22 protein-coding genes and 1 pseudogene are annotated in these 24,772 nt (G+C 33.2%); 6 read left to right on the plus strand and 17 right to left on the minus strand.

The features are described from left to right. Window positions 1–77: 77 nt before the first annotated feature. The 3 genes from EV143_RS04510 to EV143_RS04520 form a co-directional block, all read right to left on the minus strand. On the minus strand, window positions 78–476 hold the full coding sequence (locus EV143_RS04510; RefSeq protein ID WP_166638116.1) for a hypothetical protein: 399 nt from the start codon (window positions 474–476) through the stop codon (window positions 78–80). Between the two features lie 93 nt (window positions 477–569). After that, window positions 570–1,469: a patatin-like phospholipase family protein gene (locus tag EV143_RS04515; RefSeq protein ID WP_133506784.1), complete on the minus strand. Its 900-nt coding sequence runs from the start codon at window positions 1,467–1,469 to the stop codon at window positions 570–572. A 118-nt stretch (window positions 1,470–1,587) separates the two neighbouring features. Then, a complete protein-coding gene (locus tag EV143_RS04520; RefSeq protein WP_133506785.1) occupies window positions 1,588–3,648 on the minus strand; it encodes a M1 family metallopeptidase in 2,061 nt (686 codons plus the stop codon). A gap of 93 nt (window positions 3,649–3,741) precedes the next feature. On the opposite strand from EV143_RS04520, the gene EV143_RS04525 reads away from it, so the two are divergent. Then, on the plus strand, window positions 3,742–4,485 hold the full coding sequence (locus EV143_RS04525) for a Dph6-related ATP pyrophosphatase (RefSeq protein WP_243739791.1): 744 nt from the start codon (window positions 3,742–3,744) through the stop codon (window positions 4,483–4,485). Between the two features lie 115 nt (window positions 4,486–4,600). On the opposite strand, the gene EV143_RS04530 is transcribed toward EV143_RS04525, so the two are convergent. Further along, window positions 4,601–5,140, minus strand: coding sequence for a DUF1697 domain-containing protein (locus EV143_RS04530; protein ID WP_133506787.1), 540 nt, complete (start codon window positions 5,138–5,140; stop codon window positions 4,601–4,603). A 168-nt stretch (window positions 5,141–5,308) separates the two neighbouring features. On the opposite strand from EV143_RS04530, the gene recG reads away from it, so the two are divergent. Continuing rightward, on the plus strand, window positions 5,309–7,417 hold the full coding sequence (recG, locus tag EV143_RS04535) for an ATP-dependent DNA helicase RecG (protein WP_133506788.1): 2,109 nt from the start codon (window positions 5,309–5,311) through the stop codon (window positions 7,415–7,417). Window positions 7,418–7,745: 328 nt separating this feature from the next. Here the strand turns inward: recG and EV143_RS04540 are convergent, their stop codons facing one another. The 5 genes from EV143_RS04540 to EV143_RS04555 all read right to left on the minus strand — a co-directional run bounded on the left by EV143_RS04540 (window position 7,746) and on the right by EV143_RS04555 (window position 10,291). After that, entirely contained in the window at window positions 7,746–8,348 is a 603-nt protein-coding gene (locus tag EV143_RS04540) for a PAS domain-containing protein (RefSeq protein ID WP_133506789.1), read from the minus strand. A gap of 67 nt (window positions 8,349–8,415) precedes the next feature. After that, on the minus strand, window positions 8,416–8,760 hold the full coding sequence (locus EV143_RS04545; protein ID WP_133506790.1) for a hypothetical protein: 345 nt from the start codon (window positions 8,758–8,760) through the stop codon (window positions 8,416–8,418). Between the two features lie 44 nt (window positions 8,761–8,804). Beyond that, window positions 8,805–9,398, minus strand: coding sequence for a hypothetical protein (locus EV143_RS04550; RefSeq protein ID WP_243739792.1), 594 nt, complete (start codon window positions 9,396–9,398; stop codon window positions 8,805–8,807). Window positions 9,399–9,440: 42 nt separating this feature from the next. Continuing rightward, complete coding sequence (locus EV143_RS21735) at window positions 9,441–9,659, minus strand: hypothetical protein (RefSeq protein ID WP_243739793.1); 219 nt, start codon at window positions 9,657–9,659, stop codon at window positions 9,441–9,443. A 32-nt stretch (window positions 9,660–9,691) separates the two neighbouring features. Then, window positions 9,692–10,291 carry a peroxiredoxin family protein gene (locus EV143_RS04555; protein ID WP_133506791.1) on the minus strand — a complete coding sequence of 200 codons (600 nt, stop codon included), beginning with the start codon at window positions 10,289–10,291 and terminating at the stop codon, window positions 9,692–9,694. Window positions 10,292–10,865: 574 nt separating this feature from the next. Between EV143_RS04555 and EV143_RS04560 the strand changes: the two genes are divergently transcribed. From EV143_RS04560 to EV143_RS04575, 4 genes are all read left to right on the plus strand, one after another. Further along, a complete protein-coding gene (locus tag EV143_RS04560; RefSeq protein WP_133506792.1) occupies window positions 10,866–11,924 on the plus strand; it encodes an efflux RND transporter periplasmic adaptor subunit in 1,059 nt (352 codons plus the stop codon). 140 nt (window positions 11,925–12,064) lie between these two features. Further along, the gene (locus tag EV143_RS04565) at window positions 12,065–15,160 is read left to right on the plus strand and encodes an efflux RND transporter permease subunit (protein ID WP_133506793.1); all 3,096 of its coding nucleotides are present in this window, start codon (window positions 12,065–12,067) and stop codon (window positions 15,158–15,160) included. Window positions 15,161–15,228: 68 nt separating this feature from the next. Further along, window positions 15,229–16,539, plus strand: coding sequence for a TolC family protein (locus tag EV143_RS04570; protein WP_133506794.1), 1,311 nt, complete (start codon window positions 15,229–15,231; stop codon window positions 16,537–16,539). A 28-nt stretch (window positions 16,540–16,567) separates the two neighbouring features. Then, window positions 16,568–17,431 (plus strand): bestrophin family protein, encoded by an 864-nt coding sequence (locus EV143_RS04575; protein ID WP_133506795.1) that lies wholly within the window; start codon window positions 16,568–16,570, stop codon window positions 17,429–17,431. Between the two features lie 71 nt (window positions 17,432–17,502). Here EV143_RS04575 and hisIE read toward each other — a convergent pair. The 8 genes and pseudogenes from hisIE to hisD form a co-directional block, all read right to left on the minus strand. After that, window positions 17,503–18,108 (minus strand): annotated as a pseudogene (gene hisIE / locus EV143_RS04580) (bifunctional phosphoribosyl-AMP cyclohydrolase/phosphoribosyl-ATP diphosphatase HisIE); the annotation flags it as partial. A 70-nt stretch (window positions 18,109–18,178) separates the two neighbouring features. Continuing rightward, window positions 18,179–18,934 (minus strand): imidazole glycerol phosphate synthase subunit HisF, encoded by a 756-nt coding sequence (hisF, locus tag EV143_RS04585; RefSeq protein WP_133506797.1) that lies wholly within the window; start codon window positions 18,932–18,934, stop codon window positions 18,179–18,181. A gap of 122 nt (window positions 18,935–19,056) precedes the next feature. Continuing rightward, window positions 19,057–19,368, minus strand: coding sequence for an NIPSNAP family protein (locus tag EV143_RS04590; protein ID WP_133506798.1), 312 nt, complete (start codon window positions 19,366–19,368; stop codon window positions 19,057–19,059). A 3-nt stretch (window positions 19,369–19,371) separates the two neighbouring features. Continuing rightward, on the minus strand, window positions 19,372–20,097 hold the full coding sequence (gene hisA, locus EV143_RS04595; protein ID WP_133506799.1) for a 1-(5-phosphoribosyl)-5-[(5-phosphoribosylamino)methylideneamino]imidazole-4-carboxamide isomerase: 726 nt from the start codon (window positions 20,095–20,097) through the stop codon (window positions 19,372–19,374). 86 nt (window positions 20,098–20,183) lie between these two features. Beyond that, entirely contained in the window at window positions 20,184–20,777 is a 594-nt protein-coding gene (gene hisH, locus EV143_RS04600) for an imidazole glycerol phosphate synthase subunit HisH (protein ID WP_133506800.1), read from the minus strand. A gap of 101 nt (window positions 20,778–20,878) precedes the next feature. Continuing rightward, the gene (hisB, locus tag EV143_RS04605; RefSeq protein WP_133506801.1) at window positions 20,879–22,015 is read right to left on the minus strand and encodes a bifunctional histidinol-phosphatase/imidazoleglycerol-phosphate dehydratase HisB; all 1,137 of its coding nucleotides are present in this window, start codon (window positions 22,013–22,015) and stop codon (window positions 20,879–20,881) included. 240 nt (window positions 22,016–22,255) lie between these two features. Beyond that, window positions 22,256–23,305 carry a histidinol-phosphate transaminase gene (hisC, locus tag EV143_RS04610; RefSeq protein ID WP_133506802.1) on the minus strand — a complete coding sequence of 350 codons (1,050 nt, stop codon included), beginning with the start codon at window positions 23,303–23,305 and terminating at the stop codon, window positions 22,256–22,258. A gap of 122 nt (window positions 23,306–23,427) precedes the next feature. Continuing rightward, complete coding sequence (gene hisD, locus EV143_RS04615; protein WP_133506803.1) at window positions 23,428–24,711, minus strand: histidinol dehydrogenase; 1,284 nt, start codon at window positions 24,709–24,711, stop codon at window positions 23,428–23,430. Window positions 24,712–24,772 lie beyond the last annotated feature (61 nt).

A 24,772-nucleotide genomic window follows, 5' to 3' on the forward strand; every position in this document is an offset into this window, starting at 1 on the left:
AACGCAATTTTAGAATTCAGATTTTAGATTTTAGATTGTCGGAGAGCTTCACAATCTAAATCTAAACTACTTATTGATTATTCAAATTTACGTTCCAAAAGACTTAAATTATTATCAACAAAAGCTTTTAATAATTCAATTGTTTTTTCTTTGCTTTGATCAAGCAATTCAGAAGTGTAATTATTGTTTAATTTTTCAATTAAACCAAACCAGTTTTTTTGCATTTTTGATCTTTTAAAAAAAACATAAAACTCAAATTTCTCAGGGTTGCCAACAGCAGAAATTGACAAACCATTTTTATTGCTTAAATTTTCAAACTCAAGCGAAGGTGAATAATAAATATTCTCCGTTTCTTCTAAAAATGTTTTCCACGGGAAATTTTGAAATATTTGCATTATCTCTGAAGAATCAATTTTTCCCTTTTCAATAATTTTTGGATTTGTTGGTTCACAGATGCTATATCTAAATTCCCTCATTTTTTATTATTTATATCCCCTGAATTCTTCATTCAACCTTAGATTTTACTTCCTTTTAAGATTAATCTAAAATCTAAAATCAACAATCTAAAATTATTTATTGTCACTCATAACTTCAGACTTATTCTGAGCGTATTCATAACCTTGCTCCCACCATTCTTTCATGACTTCTTTATTAAAAATAAGCGCATTATCGGTAAGTTTGGTTGGTGTATAATATAAATTAAGTTTTACATTCTTATTGTTTGCCATAAGTTTTCCTATAGCAATATCATGTTTTTCTACCTGATCTAAAGCAATTCGGAACAAATCAATCATTAACGAAAAAGGGTTTTTACCAATAACGGTTTTGGTCATATTAACTTCCGTTTCCAGAATAATTACGTCTATTTCAGTTGCTCCGCGATTAATTGCTTCACGAATTGGAACTAAGCTTGAAAATCCACCATCACCATATTCAAAATTATCTTTTTCGACCAGACTCATAAACGGAATATAATTACTTGAAATCCAGGTCCAGTCGCAAAACTCTTCGTAAGTGCAATCTTTAACCGATTTATATTCAGCTTCGTTTTTGGTTAAATTAGTAACCGTAACAATTACGTCGCATTTAAGTTTTTTTAGTTTATTAAAATCTGCCAAAGAAAAATTTCCTTTGATGTATTTCTGCAAGCCTTTACTTTCTCCAAAAGTCCTTTTTCCTTTAAAAAACTGACGTAATACATTGAAGTGGTTAATAGTTACAATATCAATTCCGTCTTTTACCTTAACAACAAACGGACAAATATTAAAAATTTTACTCATGGTTACATTGGTATAAACCCAATGAATTTTCTTGATGTGGCCAAGTGCTAAATGCGGAATTAGCAAGCTTCCTGTAGAAGTTCCTAAAAACAAATCGTATTCGTGTTTTTTTTCTTCTATTAAATACTGTGCAACACCTCCGGCAAACGCGCCTTTACTGCCACCACCGGAAATAACCAATGCTCTCATATAATATTAATGTAGGTTTTGTTTTTGGGCTTTTAAAGAGAAAAAAGAGAATAGATTAAAGAACAAAGGCTTTCTCAACTTAGAAATCTTTACTCTTACTTCTTGATTCTATTCTGTTTTACTCTTTCAACAAACGATTCAATTGAAACTGTTCATCGGGGGTCAAATTAATCAAAATTCTTTCAAACGAAGCACGCATTTCAGGATTTTTTAAAAGAAATCGAATTGTATCTCTTCCAAATTTTGAAAATTGCCACATATGGTGCGTTGTTGAACCGACTAAGTTGGTCAAAACCTGATCGTTAATTATTTTAAAAGCAATTAATTTCTCGAGTGCATTTTGTCGTGTAGTAGCTTCGTATTTTTTTGATGAAAAAGAAATTAATTCAGAAATTAAAGCTTCTTTATTATCAGTATAATTTGGTGTTGATAAAGCCAATGAAAGCCACATGGTACGAATATTATAATCGTTAAAACCAATCCAGTTTTTAGATTTGTCCAAATATTCTGTTCGATGATCCGGAAAATTTTTCCACAACCAATACAAGGCAATTTCCTGGGTCTGATACGATTTATCATCAAGTAAAGTTTCATAGTTTACTCTAAAATCTTCCGGAATTTTAGGTAACGAACTGGCAACAGCCTGACGAATCTGCAAATTATTGGTTTGCAAAGCAAGTATTAAAAGTGCTTTCTTGTCTTCGTATTTCTCATTTTCTAACTGATCTACAACCGCTTCTTTTACAGCAAAATAAACATCAGATTCTAATGTTTTTTTTAGAAAATCTTGTTTTTCTGCTAAAGGAGTTTTCTTCAGTTTATCTAATTCTAATCGAACCTGAATTGCTTTATTTTTGCTTAATAGCATATTTGCTGTTTGCGTATCAAAAACAGTTGATTCTAACCAGGTTTTTTGAAACTGAACCAAATCAAAATTGGATACTTTTTTAATTTCATCAAAGAAATTTTGAGTTTCTACTGTTTGATAAGCGTATTTATTTAAGTAGCTTTTGATTGCTTTTTTAAAAGCTTTATCTCCAATTGATTCATGCAAAACAAACAATGCCCAAGCTCCTTTTTCGTAAAAAGTCAATGAGCTTGCTTTTGCATTTAAAACCGGAATAGTGTCGGTTCTTGAAGCAAATTTTATTTGTTGGGCGGTATCGTATAATTTAGAATAAAAATAATCTTCGCCATAAATATCTTTTTCTGCTAGTGAGGCAAAGTATGTTGCAAAACCTTCCTGAAGCCAATGATGTGTACTGCTTTTTGCCGTAATTAAATCGCCAAACCAATGATGTGCTAATTCGTGAGCATCAACATTTGAGTACTTTCTGTCTTCAAAACCAACTGAATCAACCACATAACGTGTTGTAAAAAGTGTTGTGGTTGTATTTTCCATTCCTGCGTATAAAAAATCCCGAACAGGAATCTGTCTGTAAACTTTCCACGGATATTTCACGCCTATTTCTTTCTCCAGAAAATCAAATATGCGTTTAGAATAACGATATGTTGGTTCAAAGCGATTCGCATTATTAGTTTCTAAATAATATTCTAACGGAATTTTAGATTTTGATTTGAATTCTTTTTTATCATATTTCCCAATAGAAAGAATTAATAAATAAGAACTCATTGGATTTTCCATTTGATATTGCCAATGAAATAAATTTCCACTAATCGTTTTGTCTTTCAAAATTCCGTTTGAAACTACCTGATATTCTTTATCATAAGAGATTCCCAAACTAAAAATTACTTTTTCATTTACATCATCAAAACTCGGAAACCAATTGCTGGTATATCTTCCCTGGCCTTGTGTCCAGATTTGTGTTTCTGAATTTTCTACATCTACAAAATATAAGGCTTGTTTTGGTTTAGCCGAATATTGAAAAGTTAAATGATTCTGGCCTTTCTGAAAATTAGAAATTATTTGTAATTCTTTACCTGTGTTTACAAAAATGGCTTCTCTATTATCGATTTGAACATGAGAAAACTCCATGTTTTTTGCATCTAATTTTATGGTATCAATAGGGTTTAAAACCTCAAATTGATAATCAACCAAACCGGAAATTGATTTCTCTTTGGCATTTAAAGTTAATTGTCCTGAAACCGATTTAAAATCGACAGATTGGGTTTGTTGCGCAAAAACGAAACTGGTAAATAATAATAAAATGTATTTCATTGAATAGATTTGAAGGCGAAATCCCAAAGTTACAAAGGTTTCAGCAACAAATCGAATGAAATTTGTATGTTTACAACAGAAAATTAAAACATTGTGTCAACACCTACAAAAGCCTTATTTAACTGGAGCAGCGGAAAAGATTCTGCTCTGGCCTTATACAAAATTTTACAAAATCCGAATTTTAAGATTGAATGTTTATTAACCAGCGTTAATCAACAATTTCAACGAATTTCAATGCACGGCGTTCGTGTGGAATTATTGGAGGCTCAGGCCAAAAGCATTGGAATCCCTTTAAAAATCATGCAGATTCCGGAAATGCCCACAATGGAAGTGTACGAAAATGTTGTAACCGAAACTTTAATTGAATTAAAAAAACAAGGTATTACGCATTCTGTTTTTGGTGATATTTTTTTAGAAGATTTGCGAAAATACCGTGAAGATCAGTTGGCAAAATTAGATTTTAAAGCCGTTTTTCCAATATGGAAAATCCCAACAAAAGATTTAATTCAGGAGTTTATTTCGTTAGGATTTAAAACTATTGTAGTTTGCGTAAACGAACGTTATTTAGATAAAAGTTTTGTGGGACGAATTATAGATCAGGATTTTATAAATGATTTACCCGAAAATGTAGATGTATGTGGAGAAAACGGCGAATTTCATACTTTTACTTTTGACGGACCCATTTTTTCTGAACCAATTAATTTTGAAATTGGAGAAATCGTTTATCGAAAATACGAAAAACCAAAAACTGAAGATTCTTCAAATACCGCTTGCGATACCAATACCAGCGATGCCTTTGATTTTGGATTTTGGTATTGTGATTTGATAGCTAAATAGCCGTCTGTCAGGCTGAGCGAAGTCGAAGCCCAGGTTCCAATTGTAGCGCCCTTCGACTTCGCTCAGGGTGACAACTGCAAACAAGTTGAATTAATGCAATTCATGGCAAAAAAAATTACTCAGAATACATCGCTAACAAATTTGTAACTGTATTCCAGTTTCGCATTGTTACTATAACATTCAGTTTTTTCTCGATATACTTGCCTTCTAATCTGGTTTTTCCTGCTCCTACCGCGTATTTGATAAAAATTCTGTTACCGTCAATACTTGCTTCATCTGGCTTAAACTGACTGATTTTTAAATCATTTATATTTTCTTTTTTCAATAGGGTTGACACAAAAGCCACATATAATTTTTTTGTGTCTACATCTTTTTCTTTTAGATATGGATTGTTTGCAAAACACAATTCAAGATCTTTTTTGTCAATAACAATCGTAGGAACTTCATGTCCAAAAACCTTAAAAATTTCCTTTTTAATCATAAAACCCACTTTCGTAGCTTCTTCCTCACTATCTACAAAAACATTTCCTGATTGGAGATATGTCCTAACGTTTTGAAAACCAATATTTTCTAACATTGTTTTCAAAGCGTCCATTTTCATCATGTTATGTCCTGAAACGTTGATGCCGCGTAAAAGTGCTAAGTGAGTTTTCATTTTAAAAAATTTATTCCATCAAAGATATTATTTTCTATACTTTAAATTCTCACATTTTCAAATTTCCTAATTAAAATCTATCTTCGCTTTTTGAATAAATTCCAAATCAAAAAATCCAAATTCCAATTCTGAAATCTAAAATCAACAATCTAAACTCTAAAATCATTAATGTCTAATAATCTCCTCGAAACCCCAATCGAATACCTAAAAGGCGTTGGTCCCAGTCGTGGCCAGTTGCTTCGTAAGGAATTGGGAATTCATAAATACGGAGATTTGATTAATTTTTTTCCCAATCGGTATATTGACAGAACGCGTTATTACAAAATAAACGAACTGCAAAATACAGGATCAGAAGTGCAGATTATTGGAAAAATAATCAACATAAAAACAGTAGAATTTGCTAAAAACAAAAAGCGTTTGGTTGCCACTTTTGTGGATGATACAGGACAAATAGATCTTAATTGGTTTCAGGGACATAAATGGATTCGAGAGAGTTTGAAACTTAATGAAGTTTGTGTAATCTTCGGGAAATGTTCACTTTATGGAAGTCAGTTTAGTATGGCGCATCCGGAAATTGAATTGCTGACAGAACATGAAAAAAGTCTTCGTTCAGCGATGCAGCCTGTTTATCCTTCAACTGAAACTTTGACAAATCGTGGAATTTCTAATCGAACGATAAACAAATTAATGCAGCAATTGTTTATTGAAACTCAGGCTCTATTTTCCGAAACTTTTCCTCCTTATTTAGTTGAAGAATTAAAGTTAATTTCGAAAAAAGCAGCTTTATTCAACATACATTTTCCTAAAAGTACCGATGCTTTGGCGAAAGCACAATTCCGATTAAAATTTGAAGAATTGTTTTTTATACAGTTGCAATTAATTACCAAAAACCTGATTCGGAAACACAAAATAAAAGGACATCCGTTTACTAAAGTGGGTGAATTTTTCAATGAATTTTATCAAAATCATTTGCCTTTTGAACTGACAAACGCTCAAAAAAGAGTGGTAAAAGAAATCCGTTCAGATATGGGAAGCAATGCCCAAATGAACCGTTTACTGCAGGGAGACGTTGGTTCTGGAAAAACAATTGTGGCCTTTTTGAGTATGCTTTTGGCTATTGATAACGGTTTTCAGGCTTGTTTGATGGCTCCGACTGAAATTTTGGCCAATCAGCATTTTATTGGTTTATCAGAATTGGCGAGTACATTAAACCTCAATATTAAAATACTAACCGGTTCTACCAAAACGGCAGCCCGAAGAATTCTTCATGAAGAACTTGAAAACGGAACTTTGCATATTCTAATAGGAACGCATGCTTTGCTAGAAGACAAAGTAAAGTTTAAAAATTTAGGTTTGGCTGTAATTGATGAACAACATCGTTTTGGAGTAGAACAGCGCTCTAAATTGTGGAAGAAAAATGAGATTCCGCCACACGTTTTAGTTATGACTGCCACTCCTATTCCGAGAACTTTGGCGATGAGTTTGTATGGCGATCTGGATATTTCTGTAATTGATGAATTACCGCCCGGAAGAAAACCAATTCAGACGGTACATCGATTTGACAGTAATCGTTTGAAAGTCTGGAAATTCCTTCGCGATGAAATTGCTAAAGGGAGACAAATATATATTGTTTATCCGCTAATTCAGGAATCTGAAAAAATGGATTTTAAAGATTTAATGGACGGTTACGAAAGTATTTCGCGTGATTTTCCGTTGCCACACTATTCGATTTCTATTTTGCACGGAAAAATGAAACCTGCAGATAAAGATGCTGAAATGAAACGTTTTTCTGAAGGAAAAACAAACATAATGGTTGCAACTACCGTTATTGAGGTTGGTGTAAATGTACCCAACGCAAGTGTTATGATTATTGAAAGCGCAGAACGTTTTGGACTATCTCAGTTACACCAATTACGCGGGCGCGTGGGTCGTGGTGCCGAGCAAAGTTATTGCATTTTGATGACGAGTCATAAACTAAGCTCTGACAGTAAAACCCGCATGGATACTATGGTTCACACGAATGATGGTTTTGAAATTGCAGAAGTCGATCTTAAACTTCGTGGCCCCGGAGATTTAATGGGAACGCAACAAAGCGGCGTACTAAATCTTCAAATTGCTGATATTGTCCGCGATCGTGATATTTTGATGTTGGCCAGAAATTATGCAATGAAAATCCTGAAAGAAGATGCTCCACTTCAAAAACCGGAACATGCAGTTTTAAAAGCTGTTTTTATTGAATTAACCAAGAAAAAGAATATTTGGAATTATATTAGTTAAGAAAAGGTCCTGAGGTACTAAGTTGCTTAGGTTCTAAGGTTTTTAGGTACAGAGGATCAAAGAGACAAAGGTGGAAAGGTTTTTTAGTAGTTAAGGTTCTGAGGTTTTTGAATTGAATTTTTAATTTTTAATTCCAGATTTTTAATTTAAAAAAAACTATATACTTCAAGGTTTAAAATATTCATTTACCGTTAGGTAAAGTTGATTTAGATTTGTTGGGGAGCAAATTTAAGTGAATATTTTAGTTTTTCAATGAAGCATATAGTTATAGTTTACTTTTTACTTTTTACTTTTTACTTTTTACTTTTTACTTTTTACTTTTTACTTTTTACTTTTTAGTACCGTTTTTCTTTTCGAAAAAGCCATTAAAAAAACCTTTACTTACTTTGTTTTTATCATCTTTTCCGGTTGCTACAAGATGATCTACATATTCCATATATGTTTTCTTGCGCTCTTCTAAGAAACCAATCAAATAATCTTCTGACGCTCCTACTCCGCTAACTTCTTCAATGTGAAGCAGCTTTTTATAAAGAGGTTCAATAAATTTGACAATAATATCTTCTGGAACCGATTTTCTGGTTCCAAAATACCCTACAATTTCCCCATCTGTATCGGCTATGATTTTAAAATCGGTGATAACCCAATAATATCGGCCTGTTTTAGACATGTTTTTGATAATTGCATGAATATTTTCATTCGATTTAATACTGTCCCATAAAAACTTAAAAATTACTTTTGGCATATCCGGATGACGAATAACGTTGTGCGGCTGTCCGATCAACTCAAATTCATCGTATCCGGAAACATCAATAAAAGCTTCATTGGCATATAATATCGTTCCTTTTGTATCTGTTTTACTAAGTAATACCTTCGTTTTATTCCAATCAACTTCTCTGTCAGATGGGTTCGGGCGGGTAATTCTGGTATCCATAAATCTTGTATTTAAATTAATTTGTAATTACATTTCTGATGGCAAAATGTGGTTTTCTTAAAGTATTCTAATGAAGTTCCTGTTCTAAAGTCGCTAGTAAATCTTTTATTTTCGTAAAAACAGCTTCTGATTCATCTTCTAACCAATCTGGCAAAGTGCTATCATTCACTGATTTTAAATGATGAATATCGTTGGCAATCTGAATAAGTTTTTTGTATTGAAAATCTAAATTTTTAGCATTAGGATTGTTTTTATTTTCATTAAAAATTTCTGCAACCATTTTTCCAAATTCGGTTTGCGATTCTATTCTTTCAAATGAATCCAGTGCTGCATTATTTTTAAGAAAAACATCAAAAGACCTTTTTAAAATAATCAGCTTGGTATTGGCTGATTCAAAATCATGTTTAGACATAAATTGAGATTAAGTTTATAATTGATTTTGGAATAACAAAAGTCTTAACCTCTGCTATTCGTAGATTTTATGTGAATATCATTCACTAAATCATCAATTTTTTTGGCACTTTCTCTCATCATTTCCAGATAACTCAATAACTTGTCATTATCGGTATGCCCTTTAGAAACATCAATTAATTTTAAAACAGAACTCACAGGCGATTTAAGATCTAAAGTTGTTCTGTGAATGAAGTCATTATATTCTTTGGTAGCAGATTGTGAACTGTATTTGGCAGAAGCTAATTTGATGTTTTCTAATTCATATTCATCAGATATTTTAGAAATATGATTCTGGCTATGTTCTTTAAAATAATACGCCCAATAACCGTTCATAAAAAAAACAACTGCGGCTAATATTACGTGAATTATTAAGGTTTCGATATCAAAATTTACTTGCGAAAAATAAACTTGTAATCCTTTTGGATCCTGATAAACAAAGTTTTGCATGTAAGCCAAACCTGCGTGATGTACGACAACCAAAAGCGTTAACGGAATTTGTAATTTCCAGTTTTGATAAATAATCAGGATTGTACTTGCGATAAATACCGTAAAATGCATCTCGAACAAACCGTGCATCTGATAAATATACTGCGCCATAAAAATAGCCAATACAACCGACAAAACGTACTGATAGAAATTTCATTTTTTGAGTAAAATTTTAGCTGAATAATACATTAATAAATTTAAGGTACCAACTCCCACTCCTATCTCAAAAGTATCGTATTTAAAAGAAAGACCGATCCCGAGAAGGAAATAAACGGCAAGAACGTAGTTAATAATAGTATCCGATTTTTGTGTCATCGTCGACATAAAACTGTGCAGATAGTCCTGCTCATTTAAACTGGCTTTTGTTTTCATAACTAGTTGTAATTTAGGTTAAGTGTTAGATTTTATTTAGTACATTTTGGTAAAGAACATCCATACGCTCTAAGAGCTAAAGCATCAAATAATGGGGGCTGATTTTGTTTAAGCAAAGAGTCTATTGCCATTTGTGCATAATTACTATCTGCATTGGTGCAATATCTTGTTTTATTGTAGTTTTCGCGGTAATATAATTTTTGAGAAGCATCTATAAGTACCGCTTGCGGAGTAGAAAAAACGCCGCATTTTTTGGCCATAGCATCATCAAAATAGACAGGAATATCGGTGTCAAATTTTTTCTGGATTTGTGCTATGGTAAAATCTTTGTGTTTGTTGAGCACAACAATTTTAAAATTGATTTTATCGCCGTATTTCTTAATTAACGCGCTTACGTGAGGAATATTGAAGCGTGAACACGGACAATCCGGATTGAAAAAATGTATAAAAACGGGCTTGTTGTGTGTCGCCCAGCATTTTCCTAAATCAATTCTGCTGCCCATGGCAACATTGTGATAATTAGTTGGAACTGGCGTAGGCAAAGCGTATTTTAATTCATTTTGCCAAAACAAAAAAGAAATAGCACAAAACAATAAGATAATCCATAAACCAACGTGTATTTTTTTTCTCATATATGGGGTAGTTTTTAATATAAAAATGACTCAACATTAAACACTTGTTAATGTAATAATTATTATAAGGTACATATTTAACTTAAAATAAAATAAAAAACCTACATAGATTAGCGCTTAATCCTCGAAAACATTATTATACTCACAAAAAACTACCATTTTGTTTAAGCTTATCAATGTTACAAATAAAATCGATAAAGTGCAAAAAAATCGGACAAAAAACCAAAAAAAATAATCAGTTTTTTCTCATATCTTGTGTTTGTTGGTGTTTAAGACGAAATATTTCTAAATTTTGTTTATCAAATTTTAATGATTAACAAACTGATTTTAATATTAATAACTGAAATAAAAGCAAGAGCTAAAATTTATTTTAGAAAAATCATGAAATCAGATTAAACCTTTCTTTAAAAACCGTGTCTAACTCTAAAAAGTCTGCAGAAATAATTACTAAACATTTGTTTAAAATTATCGTAATCCAAGTGTTAAATTACCAGTAACGCCTTTTGATTCCGATACAAAAAGTTAAATTTGCGAACTACTAAACAGATCCAAAAAATACATTTACCTCAATTTTATGAAAGTAAAAAACCTTATTTATGCCCTTATAATTATTGTTCTCGGAGGATTTATCGCTTACAGAGTTATATCTAACAAAAGTAAAAACGACGAATCTAAAAAATCTGGTGACAAAGACAAACCTACAAGTGTTACCGGAATAGTGGTTAAAACTTCTACTTTCGATAATAATTTATCTTTGTCTGGATCTATTGAAGCCAATGAACAAATAGAAATTCATAGCGAAGTTTCGGGAATTGTAGAAGGTATTTATTTTACAGAGGGAACGTATGTAAATAAAGGTCAGGTACTTTTTAAAGTAAATGATATTGAATTAAAAGCACAATTAAGACAGGCCGTTACGAAAGAAGGTCTTGCTGGCGAAAACGAAAGAAGAGCCAAATTGCTATTGCAAAAAGAAGCCATTAGTCAGGAAGAATTTGATGTGGCGAATGCAGATTATGCTTCGATGAAAGCGCAAAGTCAGTTAATTAGAGCTCAAATTGCAAAAACAGCTGTAAAAGCGCCATTTTCAGGAAAAATCGGATTACGTTCTATTTCACCGGGAACTTATATTACACCAACCGTTTTGGTAGCAAAATTGGTTAATACAGGAAAATTAAAAATCACATTTTCAATTCCTGAAAAATATGCTGCACAAGTAAAATCGGGTTCAACCATTGATTTTTCTGTTTCAGGATCTGATAAAGTATACACTGCAAAAATCTACGCCATCGAACCGGAAATTGAAGTAGCAACCCGTACCTTAAAAATTCGTGCCATTGCAGATAATATCGACGGAAAACTTTTCCCTGGAACATTTGCAGATGTAAAATTACCTTTAAATATTATTAAAGATGCTATTGTCGTTCCCACAGAAGCAATTGTTCCTGTACAAGACGGTAAAAAAGTATATATCTCGAATATGGGCAAAGCCAAAGAAATTATGGTCGATGCCACAACAAGAACAGATTCTTCTATTTTGATTTTATCAGGACTAAAGGCCGGAGACACCTTGATTACAAGTGGCGTAATGTCCTTAAAAAATGAAGCTCCGATAAAAGTTAAAGTAAAATAATTTTAGATTTTAGATTTCAGATTAAATTATCAGGAATCTAAATCCATTTAAATAATATAATTATAGATTTTTAGATAAAACGTTTAAGGTTGAATAAATCTTAAACGTTTTATCTAAAAATCTAAAATCATAAATCACCTATGAGTTTATCAACTACAAGTATAAGAAGACCCGTTTTAACCATTGTACTGAATCTTTTGATTATTTTATTCGGTTTTATTGGTTACACTTTTTTGGGTGTTCGAGAATTCCCTTCAATTGATCCCGCACAGGTTTCGATCAGAACCAATTACACCGGAGCCAATTCTGATATTATAGAATCACAAATTACAGAACCGCTTGAAAAAGCCGTAAATGCTATTGACGGAATCAGAAATATTACATCATCCAGTAATCAGGGAAGCAGTAATATTACCATAGAATTTAACTTAGACAAAAATCTTGAAGAAGCTGCAAATGATGTTCGTGATAAAGTTTCGCAAGCCGTTCGAAGCTTACCGCAAGATATCGATGCGCCGCCGGTAGTTTCTAAAGCAGATGCTGATAGTGAATCTATTATTTCGATGACGGTTCAGAGTGATAGCAGAAGTTCTTTAGAATTAAGTGATTATGCCGAAAATGTTATTTCACAACGTTTAGAAACAATTCCCGGAGTTAGTGGTGTACAAATCTGGGGGCAAAAACGTTACGCCATGCGTTTATGGATTGATCCTGTAAAATTAACAGCTTACGGTTGTACCGTTGCCGAAGTTCGCGATGCTTTAAACGCACAAAATGTCGAATTACCTTCTGGAAAACTAACCGGAAATAATACCGAATTAACCGTAAAAACAATCGGAAATTTATCTAAACCGGAAGAATTTAATAATATTATAATTCGTACTGATGGCGATAAAATTGTTCGTTTAAGTGATATTGGAAGTGCTGAATTAGGACCTGAAAATATCGAAACTTCCTTAACGTCTTCAGGACTTCCAATGATTGGATTGGCAATTGTGCCAATGCCTGGTGCTAATTACTTAGATATTTCGAAAGAGTTTTATAAAAAATACGATGCTTTAAAGAAAGATCTCCCAAAGGATATCAAACTAAATATTGCACTTGATAATACGCTGTTCGTAAAAAAATCAGTACTTGAAGTGGCTGAAACTTTAGGGATTTCTATTATTCTGGTAATTATTATTATCTATTTATTTTTTAGAGACTGGGCAATTGCTTTCAGGCCTTTAATTGATATTCCGGTTTCGTTAATTGCTACTTTCTTTATTATGTGGCTTTTCGGATTCTCTATTAATGTATTAACCTTATTGGCTATCGTTTTAGCAACTGGTTTGGTTGTAGATGACGGAATTGTGGTAACAGAGAATATCTTCAAAAAGGTTGAGGAAGGAATGTCACCAATTGAAGCGGCGATAAAAGGTTCTAATGAAATTTTCTATGCTGTAATTTCGATTTCGGTAACTCTTGCAGCGGTATTTTTACCTGTAATTTTCTTAGAAGGTTTCGTTGGTCGACTCTTTCGGGAATTTGGTGTGGTAATTGGCGCAGCAGTTTTAATTTCTGCCTTTGTATCATTGACATTAACGCCAATGTTGAATGCGTATTTGATGAAAGGCGGAGAACAGAAAAAGTCTAAATTCTACATAAAAACAGAACCGTTTTTTGAAAAATTAAATAGCGGTTATGCAGATTCTTTGGGGCGTTTCATGAATAAAAAATGGATTAGTTTCCCTATTTTGATTGTTTGTTTTGGATTGATTTATCTGTTTTTTACCATACTCCCAAAAGAAACTGCACCGTATGATGACCGTAGTTCTGTAACGATGCGTATGACAACTCCTGAAGGTTCTTCTTACGAATATACTAATCGATTTATGCAGGAAATGTCAAAATTGGTTGATGATTCTATTCCGGAGAAAAAAGTAAGTTTAGTAATTACTGCGGGAGGCTCGGGAGGTTCTGCGACCAATTCCGGATTCATCAGGCTTTCGTTGAAAGAACCAGATGAAAGAGAGAAATCTCAAAAAGATATTGCTGATAAATTAACCAAATGGACTAAAAAATATCCGGATGCTAAAACATCTGTAATTCAGCAGCCTACAATTGCCGTAAACCGACGTGGAGGTTTACCTATTCAGTATATTATTCAGGCGCCAAATTTTGAAAAACTAAGAGAAAAAATTCCGGTTTTCATGGATGAAGTGGGAAAAAGTGATGTATTCTCAACAAGTGATGTGAATCTGAAATTTAATAAACCCGAAATCAACGTAACTATTGATCGCGCAAAAGCAGAAAGTTTAGGAATTTCGATTATGGATATTGCGCAAACACTGCAGCTTTCGTTAAGCGGACAACGTTTTGGATATTTCATTAAAAACGGAAAACAATATCAGGTTATTGGTCAATTTGATCAAGAAGACCGTTCAAAACCTTTAGATCTGACTTCTATCTTTGTAAAAAGTAAAAGCGGGCAACTTATTCAAATGGATAATGTTGTAAAAGTCGAAGAACAAAGTAATCCGCCACAGCTATATCATAATAATAGATATATGTCGGCAACCGTTGCTGCAGGTTTAGCACCGGGAAAAAGTATCAGCGACGGAATTGAGGAAATGGACAGAATTAAATCTAAAGTTTTAGACCAAAGTTTTACAACAGATTTAAGTGGAGAATCGCGAGATTTCGTTGAAAGTAGTTCTAATACTTCCTTCGCTTTTGGATTGGCTTTATTATTAATCTTTTTGATTCTGGCAGCGCAATTTGAAAGTTTTATCGATCCGTTTATTATCATTTTAACGGTGCCAATGGCAGTCGCAGGAGCTTTATTCTCCTTATGGTTATTCAATCAAACCTGGAATATTTTTAGCCAGATTGGAACCGTAATGCTTATTGGTTTGGTAACCAAAAACGGAATTTTGATTGTTGAATTTGCGAATCAGTTGAGGGAACAAGGCAAACCAAAATTAGAAGCTATTTTAGAAGCTTCAGAAGCGCGTTTACGTCCAATTTTGATGACGAGTCTAGCGATTGCCTTAGGAGCTTTACCAATTTCAATGTCGCTTGGAGCCGCTTCTACCAGTAGAATCGGGATGGGAGTTGTAATTGTTGGAGGAACTATTTTGTCACTGGCATTAACTCTATTTGTAATTCCGGCGATTTATTTAATGTGGTCTAAAGCCAGAAAACATTATCCGGAATTCGATCACATCGAAGAATACGAGAAAGAAAGTAAATAATTTATTAGTTCTGAATTCACAAATTTCATTTAAAGTTATTTGTGAATTCAGGGCAAAAGAAACCAAATATGAATACTACAATTTTGTTCCGCAGTTTGCTAATATTCTTCCTTTGCATTACAAAAATTAATGCGCAGGAAGTCCTGACTATTGAAGAGGCTATGAAAATAGCGTTGGAAAATAATTTCGAAATTAGAATTGCAAAAAATAACACGAAAATCAGCGAAACCAATGTAACTATTGGTAACGCCGGAATGCTGCCAATTGCCACAGCTTCGGTAACAGATAATAATAGCATTCAGAATTCATCGCAAACCCGTCAGGACGGTACTTCGACATCATTAGACAACGCCAAAAACAACAGTTTAAACTACGGCATTAGTCTTGGCTGGACAGTTTTTGACGGAATGAAAATGTTTGCCAGATTAGATCAGTTAAAAGAACTTCAAAAATTAGGCGATTCTGAATTTAAGAGAATTGTTTTGGTGAAAATTGGTCAGGTTAATTCTTCTTATTATGATTTAGTACAGCAACAGCAACAATTGGCTGCGTTAGATACCACAATCGTAATTTCTAAACAAAGATTAGAGTTAGCCCAAAATCGTTTTACGATTGGAAAAGCTTCAAAATTAGAAGTTTTAAACGCTCAGGTTGATTTAAATTCAGATCAGGTTGCTTTATTAAGACAAAAGGAATCTTATGCTAATGCTAAAATTTTACTGAATCAATATTTGGCGCGCGACCCGAAAATAGATTTCAAAGTAACTGATTTAGTAACTGTTGACAATACTTTAGTTTTAGCTAATTTAATGGATTTAGCACAAAAACAAAATCCGGGATTAGAATCGCAAATCATCAATAAACGTATTGCAGAATTACAACTCAAACAAGTTAAAGCAAATCGATATCCTGTTGTAACTTTAAATTCAGGTTATAATTTTGCCGATAGTCAATCAAGTTTAGGATTTACAAGCCAATCCTCTGCAAGAGGTTTAAATTATGGTTTTACTGCATCTGTAAATGTATTTGATGGTTTTAATCAACATCGAAATGAGAAAGTCGCTAAAATTCAAATCGAAAATTCTCAAATTGCAATCGAACAGCAAAACATGATTTTGAACACACAATTAAGTACTGCTTTTCAAACGTATTTGACCAATCTGGAATTAATTGATTTGGAACAAGATAACGAAGCAATAGCAAAACAAAATCTTCAGATTACATTAGATAAATTCAGAATTGGAACCATCACAACTATTGATTTTAGAACGGCTCAGCTAAATTATGTAAACGCAAAAGTGCGTTACAGCAATGCGCAATATGAGGCAAAATTATCTGAAATTGCATTGAAAGAATTAGCGGGAAATATTAATTTTTAATTTAAATTTGTTTCCAAAACAATTTTAAATGATCTCATACAATACCAAAGAGTGGTTTTCCTTTATCTTCCATTTTCACAAATCTGACACCGTTAGAAAATTATTTCCAATTATGCTGGCTATCGGAATTTATGCCGCAGCAGTAGGTTATCTGGAAGTAGAATATTTTAAAATTGGGAAAAACGACTACATTCATAATATTCCGATTATGCACGGAATGTTGGGTTTTGTAATTTCATTATTACTTGTTTTTAGAACCAATACAGCCTACGATCGCTGGTGGGAAGGCCGTAAATTATGGGGAGCTCTCGTAAATAACAGCCGTAATCTTGCCATAAAACTTTCGGCTATGCTGAAGGATGAAAACGACAGAAAGTTTTTCAGGAAATTTATTCCTACCTATGCCTCCATTTTATACAAGCATCTTAATGATAATGAAACCAGTAAACAACTTTTTGAAGATGTAGATCTGGAAATTGACCATCATAAACACAAACCAAATCAGGTTAAAAGAATGATGTTTCATAAGATTAATAACTTGTACGAAACAAAAAAAATTACCGGAGACCAACTCCGAATTTTAAATGAAGAATTACAATCGTTTACTGATATTTGCGGTGCGTGTGAGAGAATAAAAAACACGCCCATTCCCTACTCTTATAGTGCTTTCATCAAGAAATTTATTTTCTTCTATACGATGACTTTACCATTTGGATATTCTGTAAGTTTGGGCTATTTTGTAGCGCCAGTAGTTGTTTTTATTTTTTATGTTTTGGCGAGTTTAGAACTTATTGCCGAAGAAATTGAAGATCCGTTTGGCGATGATGAAAATGATTTACCAACGAAAAAAATATCAGAAAACATCAAAAAACATGTTGAAGAATTAATTTAATAATTCTTGAAAATTAAATTAATGAATTGTCTCATTTCGACTTGAAGTGAAACAATTCATTAATTCAAATATTATTTCTGGCGCTTCTTCAAAACATCCACAACATCATTTAGTTGAAAACCTTTTGCCTGCAATAAAATCAAGTAATGAAATAACAAATCAGCGCTTTCGCTAAGGAACAAATCATCATTATCATCTTTGGCTTCAATAACGACTTCTACAGCTTCTTCGCCAACTTTTTGTGCAATTTTATTGATTCCTTTTTCGAATAGAGAAGCTACATAGCTTTTCTCAGAATCGGCATTTTCTCTGCGAGTTGCAATGGTTTTTTCTAACTCAGAAATAAAACCGTAATTTTCTTTATTTTCTTCTTGCCAGCATGTATCTGCTCCCGTATGACATGTTGGTCCTACTGGTTTTGCCTGAATTAAAAGTGTATCGCCATCGCAGTCATTTTTTATATCTACAAGATTCAGGAAATTACCACTTTCCTCGCCTTTTGTCCAAAGCCTTTGTTTTGAACGGCTGAAAAAAGTAACCTTTTGAGTTTCAATTGTTTTTTGAAGCGATTCTTCGTTCATATAACCCAACATCAAAACATTTTTTGTTTCTGAATCCTGAATAATGGCAGGAATTAAACCGTGTGCGCTTTTTATATCTATGTTCATTTTTATTTTAGATTTTAGATTTCTGAACTCTTTTTATTTTTTAGATTAAATCTTACTTCTTTCTTCTTGCTTCTATTTCCTAAAGTCTAACTTCTATATCATTCTTTCTTAATTCTTCTTTTAGAGCTTTGATTTCAATTTCTTTAAAGTGAAAAACGCTTGCCGCCAAAGCTGCATCAGCTTTTCCTTCTTTAAAAGAATCGACAAAATGCTGTATATTTCCGGCACCTCCCGAAGCAATAATCGGAATATTTATTAAAGTTGATAATTTAGCCAGCGCTTCGTTTGCAAAACCATTTTTAGTCCCGTCATTGTCCATCGAAGTGAATAAAATTTCACCTGCTCCGCGTTCTGCAACTTCTACAGCCCAATCAAAAAGATTTAGTTCTGTTGGTACTTTTCCACCCATTAAATGCACAATCCATTGTCCGTCAATTTGTTTGGCGTCGATTGCAACAACAACGCACTGGCTTCCAAATTTTTGCGCTAAATCGTTAATCAATTGCGGATTTTTAACTGCCGATGAATTAATAGATACTTTATCAGCGCCATTATTCAGGAGAATCTCAACATCTTCAACAGATGAAATTCCGCCGCCAACCGTAAACGGAATATTGATTTTCTCAGCTACGCTTCGCACCATATTCACCAGTGTTTTTCTGCGTTCTTCCGTTGCCGAAATATCCAGAAAAACCAGTTCGTCCGCTCCTTCGTCAGAGTAGATTTTAGCCAGTTCAACCGGATCGCCTGCATCACGTAAATCTACAAAATTAACGCCTTTTACAGTTCTTCCGTTTTTTATATCCAGACAGGGAATGATTCTTTTTGCTAACATTTTTTTAGTTGTTTCACAGAGATTCACGAAGATTTCACAGAGATTGACAAAGATTATTTTTGTAATCTTTGTGTTTTTGCTTTGTGTAGCTTTGCGAAATTATCTTACTTGTTTATATCTATTTATTCGAACACCGGACGTAAAAAATTCCTTTCGTAACTTATAATACATCTTGTATCTTCTGCAATCTTAAAAGCTTCCACACACTCTTTATCGTCTTTTGAAAACATTTTCTTTCTGTAGTTTTCATAATCTGCAAAACTCGGAAATGAAAATAAAGCATAAGCAATATTATTTGCTCCTTCTGAAGGCATAAAATAGCCGTGATGCTGACCTCCCAAACGATTGACAATTTTAATCCATCTCTTGCTGTAATCTTCAAAAGCTGCTAATTGATACGGATCTATGATGTATTTTAAGTGACAAGTTATCATAATTTATTTTTTAATGATATAATTTTCAAGTTGCTTAAGAGAAATTCTACCTTCGTAAATCGCTTTTCCGATGATTGTTCCTTCACAACCTAGCTCAGCTAATTTAGGCAATTCATCAAACGTTGAAATTCCTCCCGAGGCGATTAGTTTTACTCCAATTGCTTCTCCTAATATTTTCTCATACAAATCAAAACTTGGACCTTCTAACATTCCGTCTTTTGCAATATCAGTGCAAATAACATACTGAATTCCTTTACTTTGATAATCCTGAATAAACGGAATCAACTGTTCATCTGAATCTTCTAACCATCCAGAAACGGCAATTTTTTCATCTTTAGCATCGGCACCAAGAATTATTTTATCTGAACCGTATTCCGAAATCCATTTTTCAAAAATCGCTCTGTTTTTTACCGCAATACTTCCTCCGGTTATTTGGTTGGCACCGCTTTCAAAAGCAATTCTTAAATCGTCATCTGATTTTAAACCGCCGCCAAAATCAATTTTTAAACTGGTTTGACTGGCAATTTGTTCTAATATTTTATAATTAACGATTTTGCTCGATTTTGCACCGTCTAAATCTACTAAATGTAAATATTCGATTCCGTGTGCTTCAAATGATTTTGCGACTTCAAGCGGGTTTTCATTGTAAATTATTTTAGTATCGTAATCACCTTTTGATAAGCGAACGCATTTTCCGTCAATGATGTCTATGGCTGGTATTATTCTCATTTTTATTATTTTAGATTTCTGATTTTAGTTTTTAGATTCTAAAAATTGAAATTGATTTTTTAATGTTGAAATTGGAATTTGGGATTTTATGAATTGGAATTTAATTTTAAAAAGTTCTCCAATATTTTCTCCCCAGCTGCCCCACTTTTTTCAGGGTGAAATTGTGTTCCGTAAAAATTATTCTTTTGTAAAGCCGATGCATATTCAAGTTCGTAATCTGTTGTGGCAATGGCTTCATCGCAATTTGGGGCGTAGAAACTATGCACCAAATACATAAATTCATTTTCAGCAATTCCTTTAAATAAATCTGATTTTAAATCATAAATCTGGTTCCATCCCATTTGCGGGACTTTTACTTTGGTAGTAAATTTAATTACATCAACATCAAAAATACCTAAACCTTTTGTATTTCCTTCTTCAGATGATTTACACATCAACTGCATTCCTAGACAAATACCCAAAACAGGCTGTTTCAAATTCGGAATTAAATTATCCAAACCGCTTTCTTTCAGTTTTTTCATGGCTGAACTCGCTTCGCCAACACCAGGAAAAATCACTTTATCTGCCGCCTGAATTTCTTCCGGATTATTACTCAAAACAGCTTTAAAACCAAGTCTTTCAATAGCAAACATAATGCTCTGAATATTTCCTGCTCCGTAATTTATAATTACTATTTTCATTTATTTAGTCTTAAAGTCCAAAGTCCAAAGTCTTAAAGTCGCTTCTTAATATCCATAATATAGGAATATTTCGACTTTATGACTTTCAACTTTTGACTTAATTAAAGCATTCCTTTCGTCGAAGGCAAAATCATTTTTTCTGTATCTCGTTTTACTGCAACTTTTATCGCTTTTGCGAAGGCTTTAAAAATCGCTTCAATTTTGTGGTGTTCGTTGGTGCCTTCGGCTTTTATGTTGATGTTGGCTTTGGCTCCGTCAGAGAACGATTTAAAGAAATGAAAAAACATTTCTGTTGGCATTTTACCTACCATTTCGCGTTTAAATTCGGTTTCCCAAACCAGCCAGTTTCTTCCTCCGAAATCAATGGCAACCTGCGCTAAACAATCATCCATTGGCAGGCAGAATCCGTAACGTTCGATTCCTAATTTGTTTCCCAGAGCTTTTGCGAAAACTTCACCTAAAGCAATTGCAGTATCTTCAATAGTGTGGTGTTCATCAACTTCAAGATCACCTTTTACCAGAATTTCCAAATCCATTTGACCGTGACGTGCAATTTGATCTAACATATGATCGAAAAAAGCGATTCCGGTTTCGATTTTACTTTTTCCTGTTCCGTCCAGATTTAAATCGATAAAAATATCCGTTTCATTGGTTTTACGTGTAATCGATGCCGAACGTGCTTCCAGTTTCAAAAACTCATAAATTCTTTTCCAGTCGGTTGTTTGTAAAATGATTGTATCGTTCAATTCCTCACGTTTCGATGAAATTTCATTGCTTCCGGCTCCATCCGTCATATTCATGAAAATGGCTTTTGCACCAAGATTTTTCGCCAATTCAACATCCGTCAAACGATCTCCTAAAACAAAAGAATTTGCCAAATCATATTGAGGATTATCTAAATATTTCGTCAGCATTCCTGTTCTTGGCTTGCGTGTTGGCGCATTATCTTCTGGAAATGATCGGTCTACAAAAATCTCATCAAACAGAACGCCTTCATTTTCAAACGCTCTTAAAATAAAATTCTGCGTTGGCCAAAACGTTTCTTCCGGAAAACTATCCGTTCCTAAGCCATCCTGATTGGTTACCATTGCTAATTCGTAATCTAATTCATTAGCAATTTTAGCCAAATATTGAAACGCTTTTGGATAAAATTCCAGTTTATCCAAACTGTCTAATTGTAAATTTTCTGGTTCTAAAACAATCGTTCCGTCACGATCAATAAAAAGTACTTTTTTCATATATTATTTTGTTTTGCAACACATTCTAATGATTTTCTTTTGCCACGAATTTCACTAATTTACAGTAATTTTTTTCACGCAGATTTTAAAAGATCTGAGCAGATGCACGCAGATTTATTTATAATCAAAATTAAATCTGCTTTAATCTGCCAAATCTGCGTGAAAAAATTATGTTTTAATCTTTCAAAAGATCTTAAAGCTCTTCGCATAATCATTTGCAAACTGTGCACTTATATTTTTTTACTTTAACAACTTCAATTCTTTAATTAAAACTGCGTTTTCTTCTGGAATTCCAATCGTAAAACGAAGACAGTTTTCGCATAAAGGCTGCGTTGTTCTGTTACGAATTACAATTCCTTTTGCAATTAATTCATCGTATCTTTTATTAGCGTCGTCAACTTTTACTAATACAAAATTAGCTTCTGTCGGGTATACTTTTTCGACAAAATTAATTTCAGTTAAAACTTTAAGTAATTCCTCTCTTTGCTCAATAATCGAAGTTATTTCCTGTTTTATTTTATCCGAATCCTTTAAACGTTCAATGGCTCTTTGTTGCGTTAATTCGTTTACATTATACGGAGGTTTGATTTTATTTAAAACTGAAATTACAGCTTCTGAAGCATAACAAATTCCTAAACGAATTCCCGCCAAACCATAGGCTTTAGAAAGTGTTTGTGTGATGACCAAATTTGGATACTCATCCATTTCTGTCAACCAGCTTTCTTTGGCGGAAAAATCAATATAAGCTTCGTCAATTACCACCAAACCTTTAAAATTCTGAAGTAAGGTTACAACACTTTCATCAAAAAACGAATTTCCGGTTGGATTATTTGGCGAGCATAAAAAGATGATTTTTGTATTTTCATCAACAGCATCTAAAATCTTTTCTACTTGTGGCTGAAAATCGTTTGAAAGCAGAACTTCTCTATTTTCTACAGCATTAATATTGGCCAAAACACTGTACATTCCGTACGTTGGCGGCAACGAAATAATATTGTCGATTTTTGGTTCGCAGAAAGCTCTAAAAAGCAAATCAAGCACTTCATCGCTTCCGTTTCCTAATAAAATCTGGCTTGATTTCACCTGATTCTTTTTAGCTAAAATCGCTTTAACCGAATTCTGCTGTGGATCTGGATAACGATTTACGCCATTTTGAAATGGATTTTCATTGGCATCCAAAAAAATCATTTCGGCCGTATCAAAATCTTCAAACTCATCTCTTGCAGACGAATACGGTTTTAATATTTTTACGTTTTCACGTGTTATTGTGTTTATATCGAATTTCATCATGTTATTTTTTGGAATATAGAAAATAGAATAAAGAGAATAGACTTCTCATCTGATCTGTAAAATTCTATATTCTTTGTTCTATTTTCTTTACTCTATATTCTTTTTTCTATTTTCTATATTCTTTATTCTAAACTCTTCAATCTTAAGGTTACTGCGTTTTTATGCGCCTGCAAACCTTCGGCTTCAGCCATAATTTCGATGGCGCCACCGATATTTTGAATTCCTTTTTCTGAAATCTTTTGAAATGTCATCGATTTCATAAAACTATCCAGATTAACTCCGCTGTAATTTTTTGCGTAGCCGTTTGTTGGCAACGTATGATTCGTTCCTGAGGCATAATCACCAGCACTTTCCGGAGTGTAATTTCCGATAAAAACAGAACCTGCATTTACAATTCCGTTGCAGTAAAAATCATCAAATTCTGAACAGATTATAAAGTGTTCCGGTCCGTATTCGTTGATTAAATCTAAAGCGATTTGATCATTTTCGACATAAATTAATTTCGAATTTTTAATGGCTTTTTTCGCAATTTCCTTTCGCGGAAGTTCTTCTATTTGAGTTTGAATTTCTTTTTCTACAGCATCAATTAATTTTTTTGAAGTCGAAACTAAAATAACCTGACTATCTGTTCCGTGCTCTGCCTGCGACAATAAATCGGATGCTACAAATGAGGGAACAGCGGTATCATCAGCCACAATTAACAACTCTGAAGGACCTGCCGGCATATCGATTGCTACACCAAATTGTGTTGCCAATTGTTTCGCTACCGTCACGAATTGATTTCCTGGTCCGAAAATTTTATATACTTTCGGAATTGATTTTGTTCCGAATGTCATTCCTGCAATTGCCTGAATTCCACCCACTTTTAATATTTTGGTTACACCGCATAAATTGGCAGCATATAAAATTGCCGGATTTATTTTTCCTTTTTTATCTGGAGGTGAACACAATACAATTTCTTTAGAACCTGCAATTTGAGCAGGAACTGCCAACATCAAAACAGTTGAAAACAAAGGTGCTGTTCCGCCCGGAATGTATAATCCAATTTTTTGAATCGGTCTTTTTTCCTGCCAGCAGTTTACGCCTTCGATAGTTTCAACTGAAATTCTTTCTGTTTTTTGAGCGCTGTGAAATTTATAAATATTTGATTTCGCTAACTGAATTGCTTCTTTTAATTCATCAGAAATTAAACTAATTGCTTCCTGAATTTCCGCAGGAGTAACTTCATAATTTTCTAAAGTAATACCGTCAAAAATTGAAGTGTATTTTGCAACTGCTTCATCTCCTTTTTTCTGAACTTCTTTAAAAATTTCTTTAACCGTAACTTCGATATCATCGATTGTTTTGGTTGGTCGTTTTAATATTTCTGACCAGATTTCTGGTTTTGGATTGTCTATTTTATTCATATTATATTTTTTTTAACCGCAAACTTTATGTGTTTTTTACCGCAAAGTGCGCAAGGTTTTT

The organism is Flavobacterium chryseum, from assembly GCF_004362015.1.
In the GTDB taxonomy this organism is placed as follows: domain Bacteria; phylum Bacteroidota; class Bacteroidia; order Flavobacteriales; family Flavobacteriaceae; genus Flavobacterium.

What these genes read in the sequence shown, in the direction of transcription:
- EV143_RS04520 (WP_133506785.1), bottom strand. Translation starts at nt 3,648, where the DNA reads ATGAAATACATTTTATTATTATTTACCAGTTTCGTTTTTGCGCAACAA.
- EV143_RS04560 (WP_133506792.1), top strand. Translation starts at nt 10,866, where the DNA reads ATGAAAGTAAAAAACCTTATTTATGCCCTTATAATTATTGTTCTCGGA.
- EV143_RS04550 (WP_243739792.1), bottom strand. Translation starts at nt 9,398, where the DNA reads ATGGCGCAGTATATTTATCAGATGCACGGTTTGTTCGAGATGCATTTT.
- EV143_RS04515 (WP_133506784.1), bottom strand. Translation starts at nt 1,469, where the DNA reads ATGAGAGCATTGGTTATTTCCGGTGGTGGCAGTAAAGGCGCGTTTGCC.
- EV143_RS04570 (WP_133506794.1), top strand. Translation starts at nt 15,229, where the DNA reads ATGAATACTACAATTTTGTTCCGCAGTTTGCTAATATTCTTCCTTTGC.
- hisB (WP_133506801.1), bottom strand. Translation starts at nt 22,015, where the DNA reads ATGAAAAAAGTACTTTTTATTGATCGTGACGGAACGATTGTTTTAGAA.
- EV143_RS04590 (WP_133506798.1), bottom strand. Translation starts at nt 19,368, where the DNA reads ATGATAACTTGTCACTTAAAATACATCATAGATCCGTATCAATTAGCA.
- recG (WP_133506788.1), top strand. Translation starts at nt 5,309, where the DNA reads ATGTCTAATAATCTCCTCGAAACCCCAATCGAATACCTAAAAGGCGTT.
- EV143_RS04545 (WP_133506790.1), bottom strand. Translation starts at nt 8,760, where the DNA reads ATGTCTAAACATGATTTTGAATCAGCCAATACCAAGCTGATTATTTTA.
- hisA (WP_133506799.1), bottom strand. Translation starts at nt 20,097, where the DNA reads ATGAGAATAATACCAGCCATAGACATCATTGACGGAAAATGCGTTCGC.
- EV143_RS04530 (WP_133506787.1), bottom strand. Translation starts at nt 5,140, where the DNA reads ATGAAAACTCACTTAGCACTTTTACGCGGCATCAACGTTTCAGGACAT.
- EV143_RS04510 (WP_166638116.1), bottom strand. Translation starts at nt 476, where the DNA reads ATGAGGGAATTTAGATATAGCATCTGTGAACCAACAAATCCAAAAATT.
- EV143_RS21735 (WP_243739793.1), bottom strand. Translation starts at nt 9,659, where the DNA reads ATGAAAACAAAAGCCAGTTTAAATGAGCAGGACTATCTGCACAGTTTT.
- hisC (WP_133506802.1), bottom strand. Translation starts at nt 23,305, where the DNA reads ATGATGAAATTCGATATAAACACAATAACACGTGAAAACGTAAAAATA.
- EV143_RS04540 (WP_133506789.1), bottom strand. Translation starts at nt 8,348, where the DNA reads ATGGATACCAGAATTACCCGCCCGAACCCATCTGACAGAGAAGTTGAT.
- hisD (WP_133506803.1), bottom strand. Translation starts at nt 24,711, where the DNA reads ATGAATAAAATAGACAATCCAAAACCAGAAATCTGGTCAGAAATATTA.
- EV143_RS04565 (WP_133506793.1), top strand. Translation starts at nt 12,065, where the DNA reads ATGAGTTTATCAACTACAAGTATAAGAAGACCCGTTTTAACCATTGTA.
- EV143_RS04575 (WP_133506795.1), top strand. Translation starts at nt 16,568, where the DNA reads ATGATCTCATACAATACCAAAGAGTGGTTTTCCTTTATCTTCCATTTT.
- EV143_RS04555 (WP_133506791.1), bottom strand. Translation starts at nt 10,291, where the DNA reads ATGAGAAAAAAAATACACGTTGGTTTATGGATTATCTTATTGTTTTGT.
- hisF (WP_133506797.1), bottom strand. Translation starts at nt 18,934, where the DNA reads ATGTTAGCAAAAAGAATCATTCCCTGTCTGGATATAAAAAACGGAAGA.
- hisH (WP_133506800.1), bottom strand. Translation starts at nt 20,777, where the DNA reads ATGAAAATAGTAATTATAAATTACGGAGCAGGAAATATTCAGAGCATT.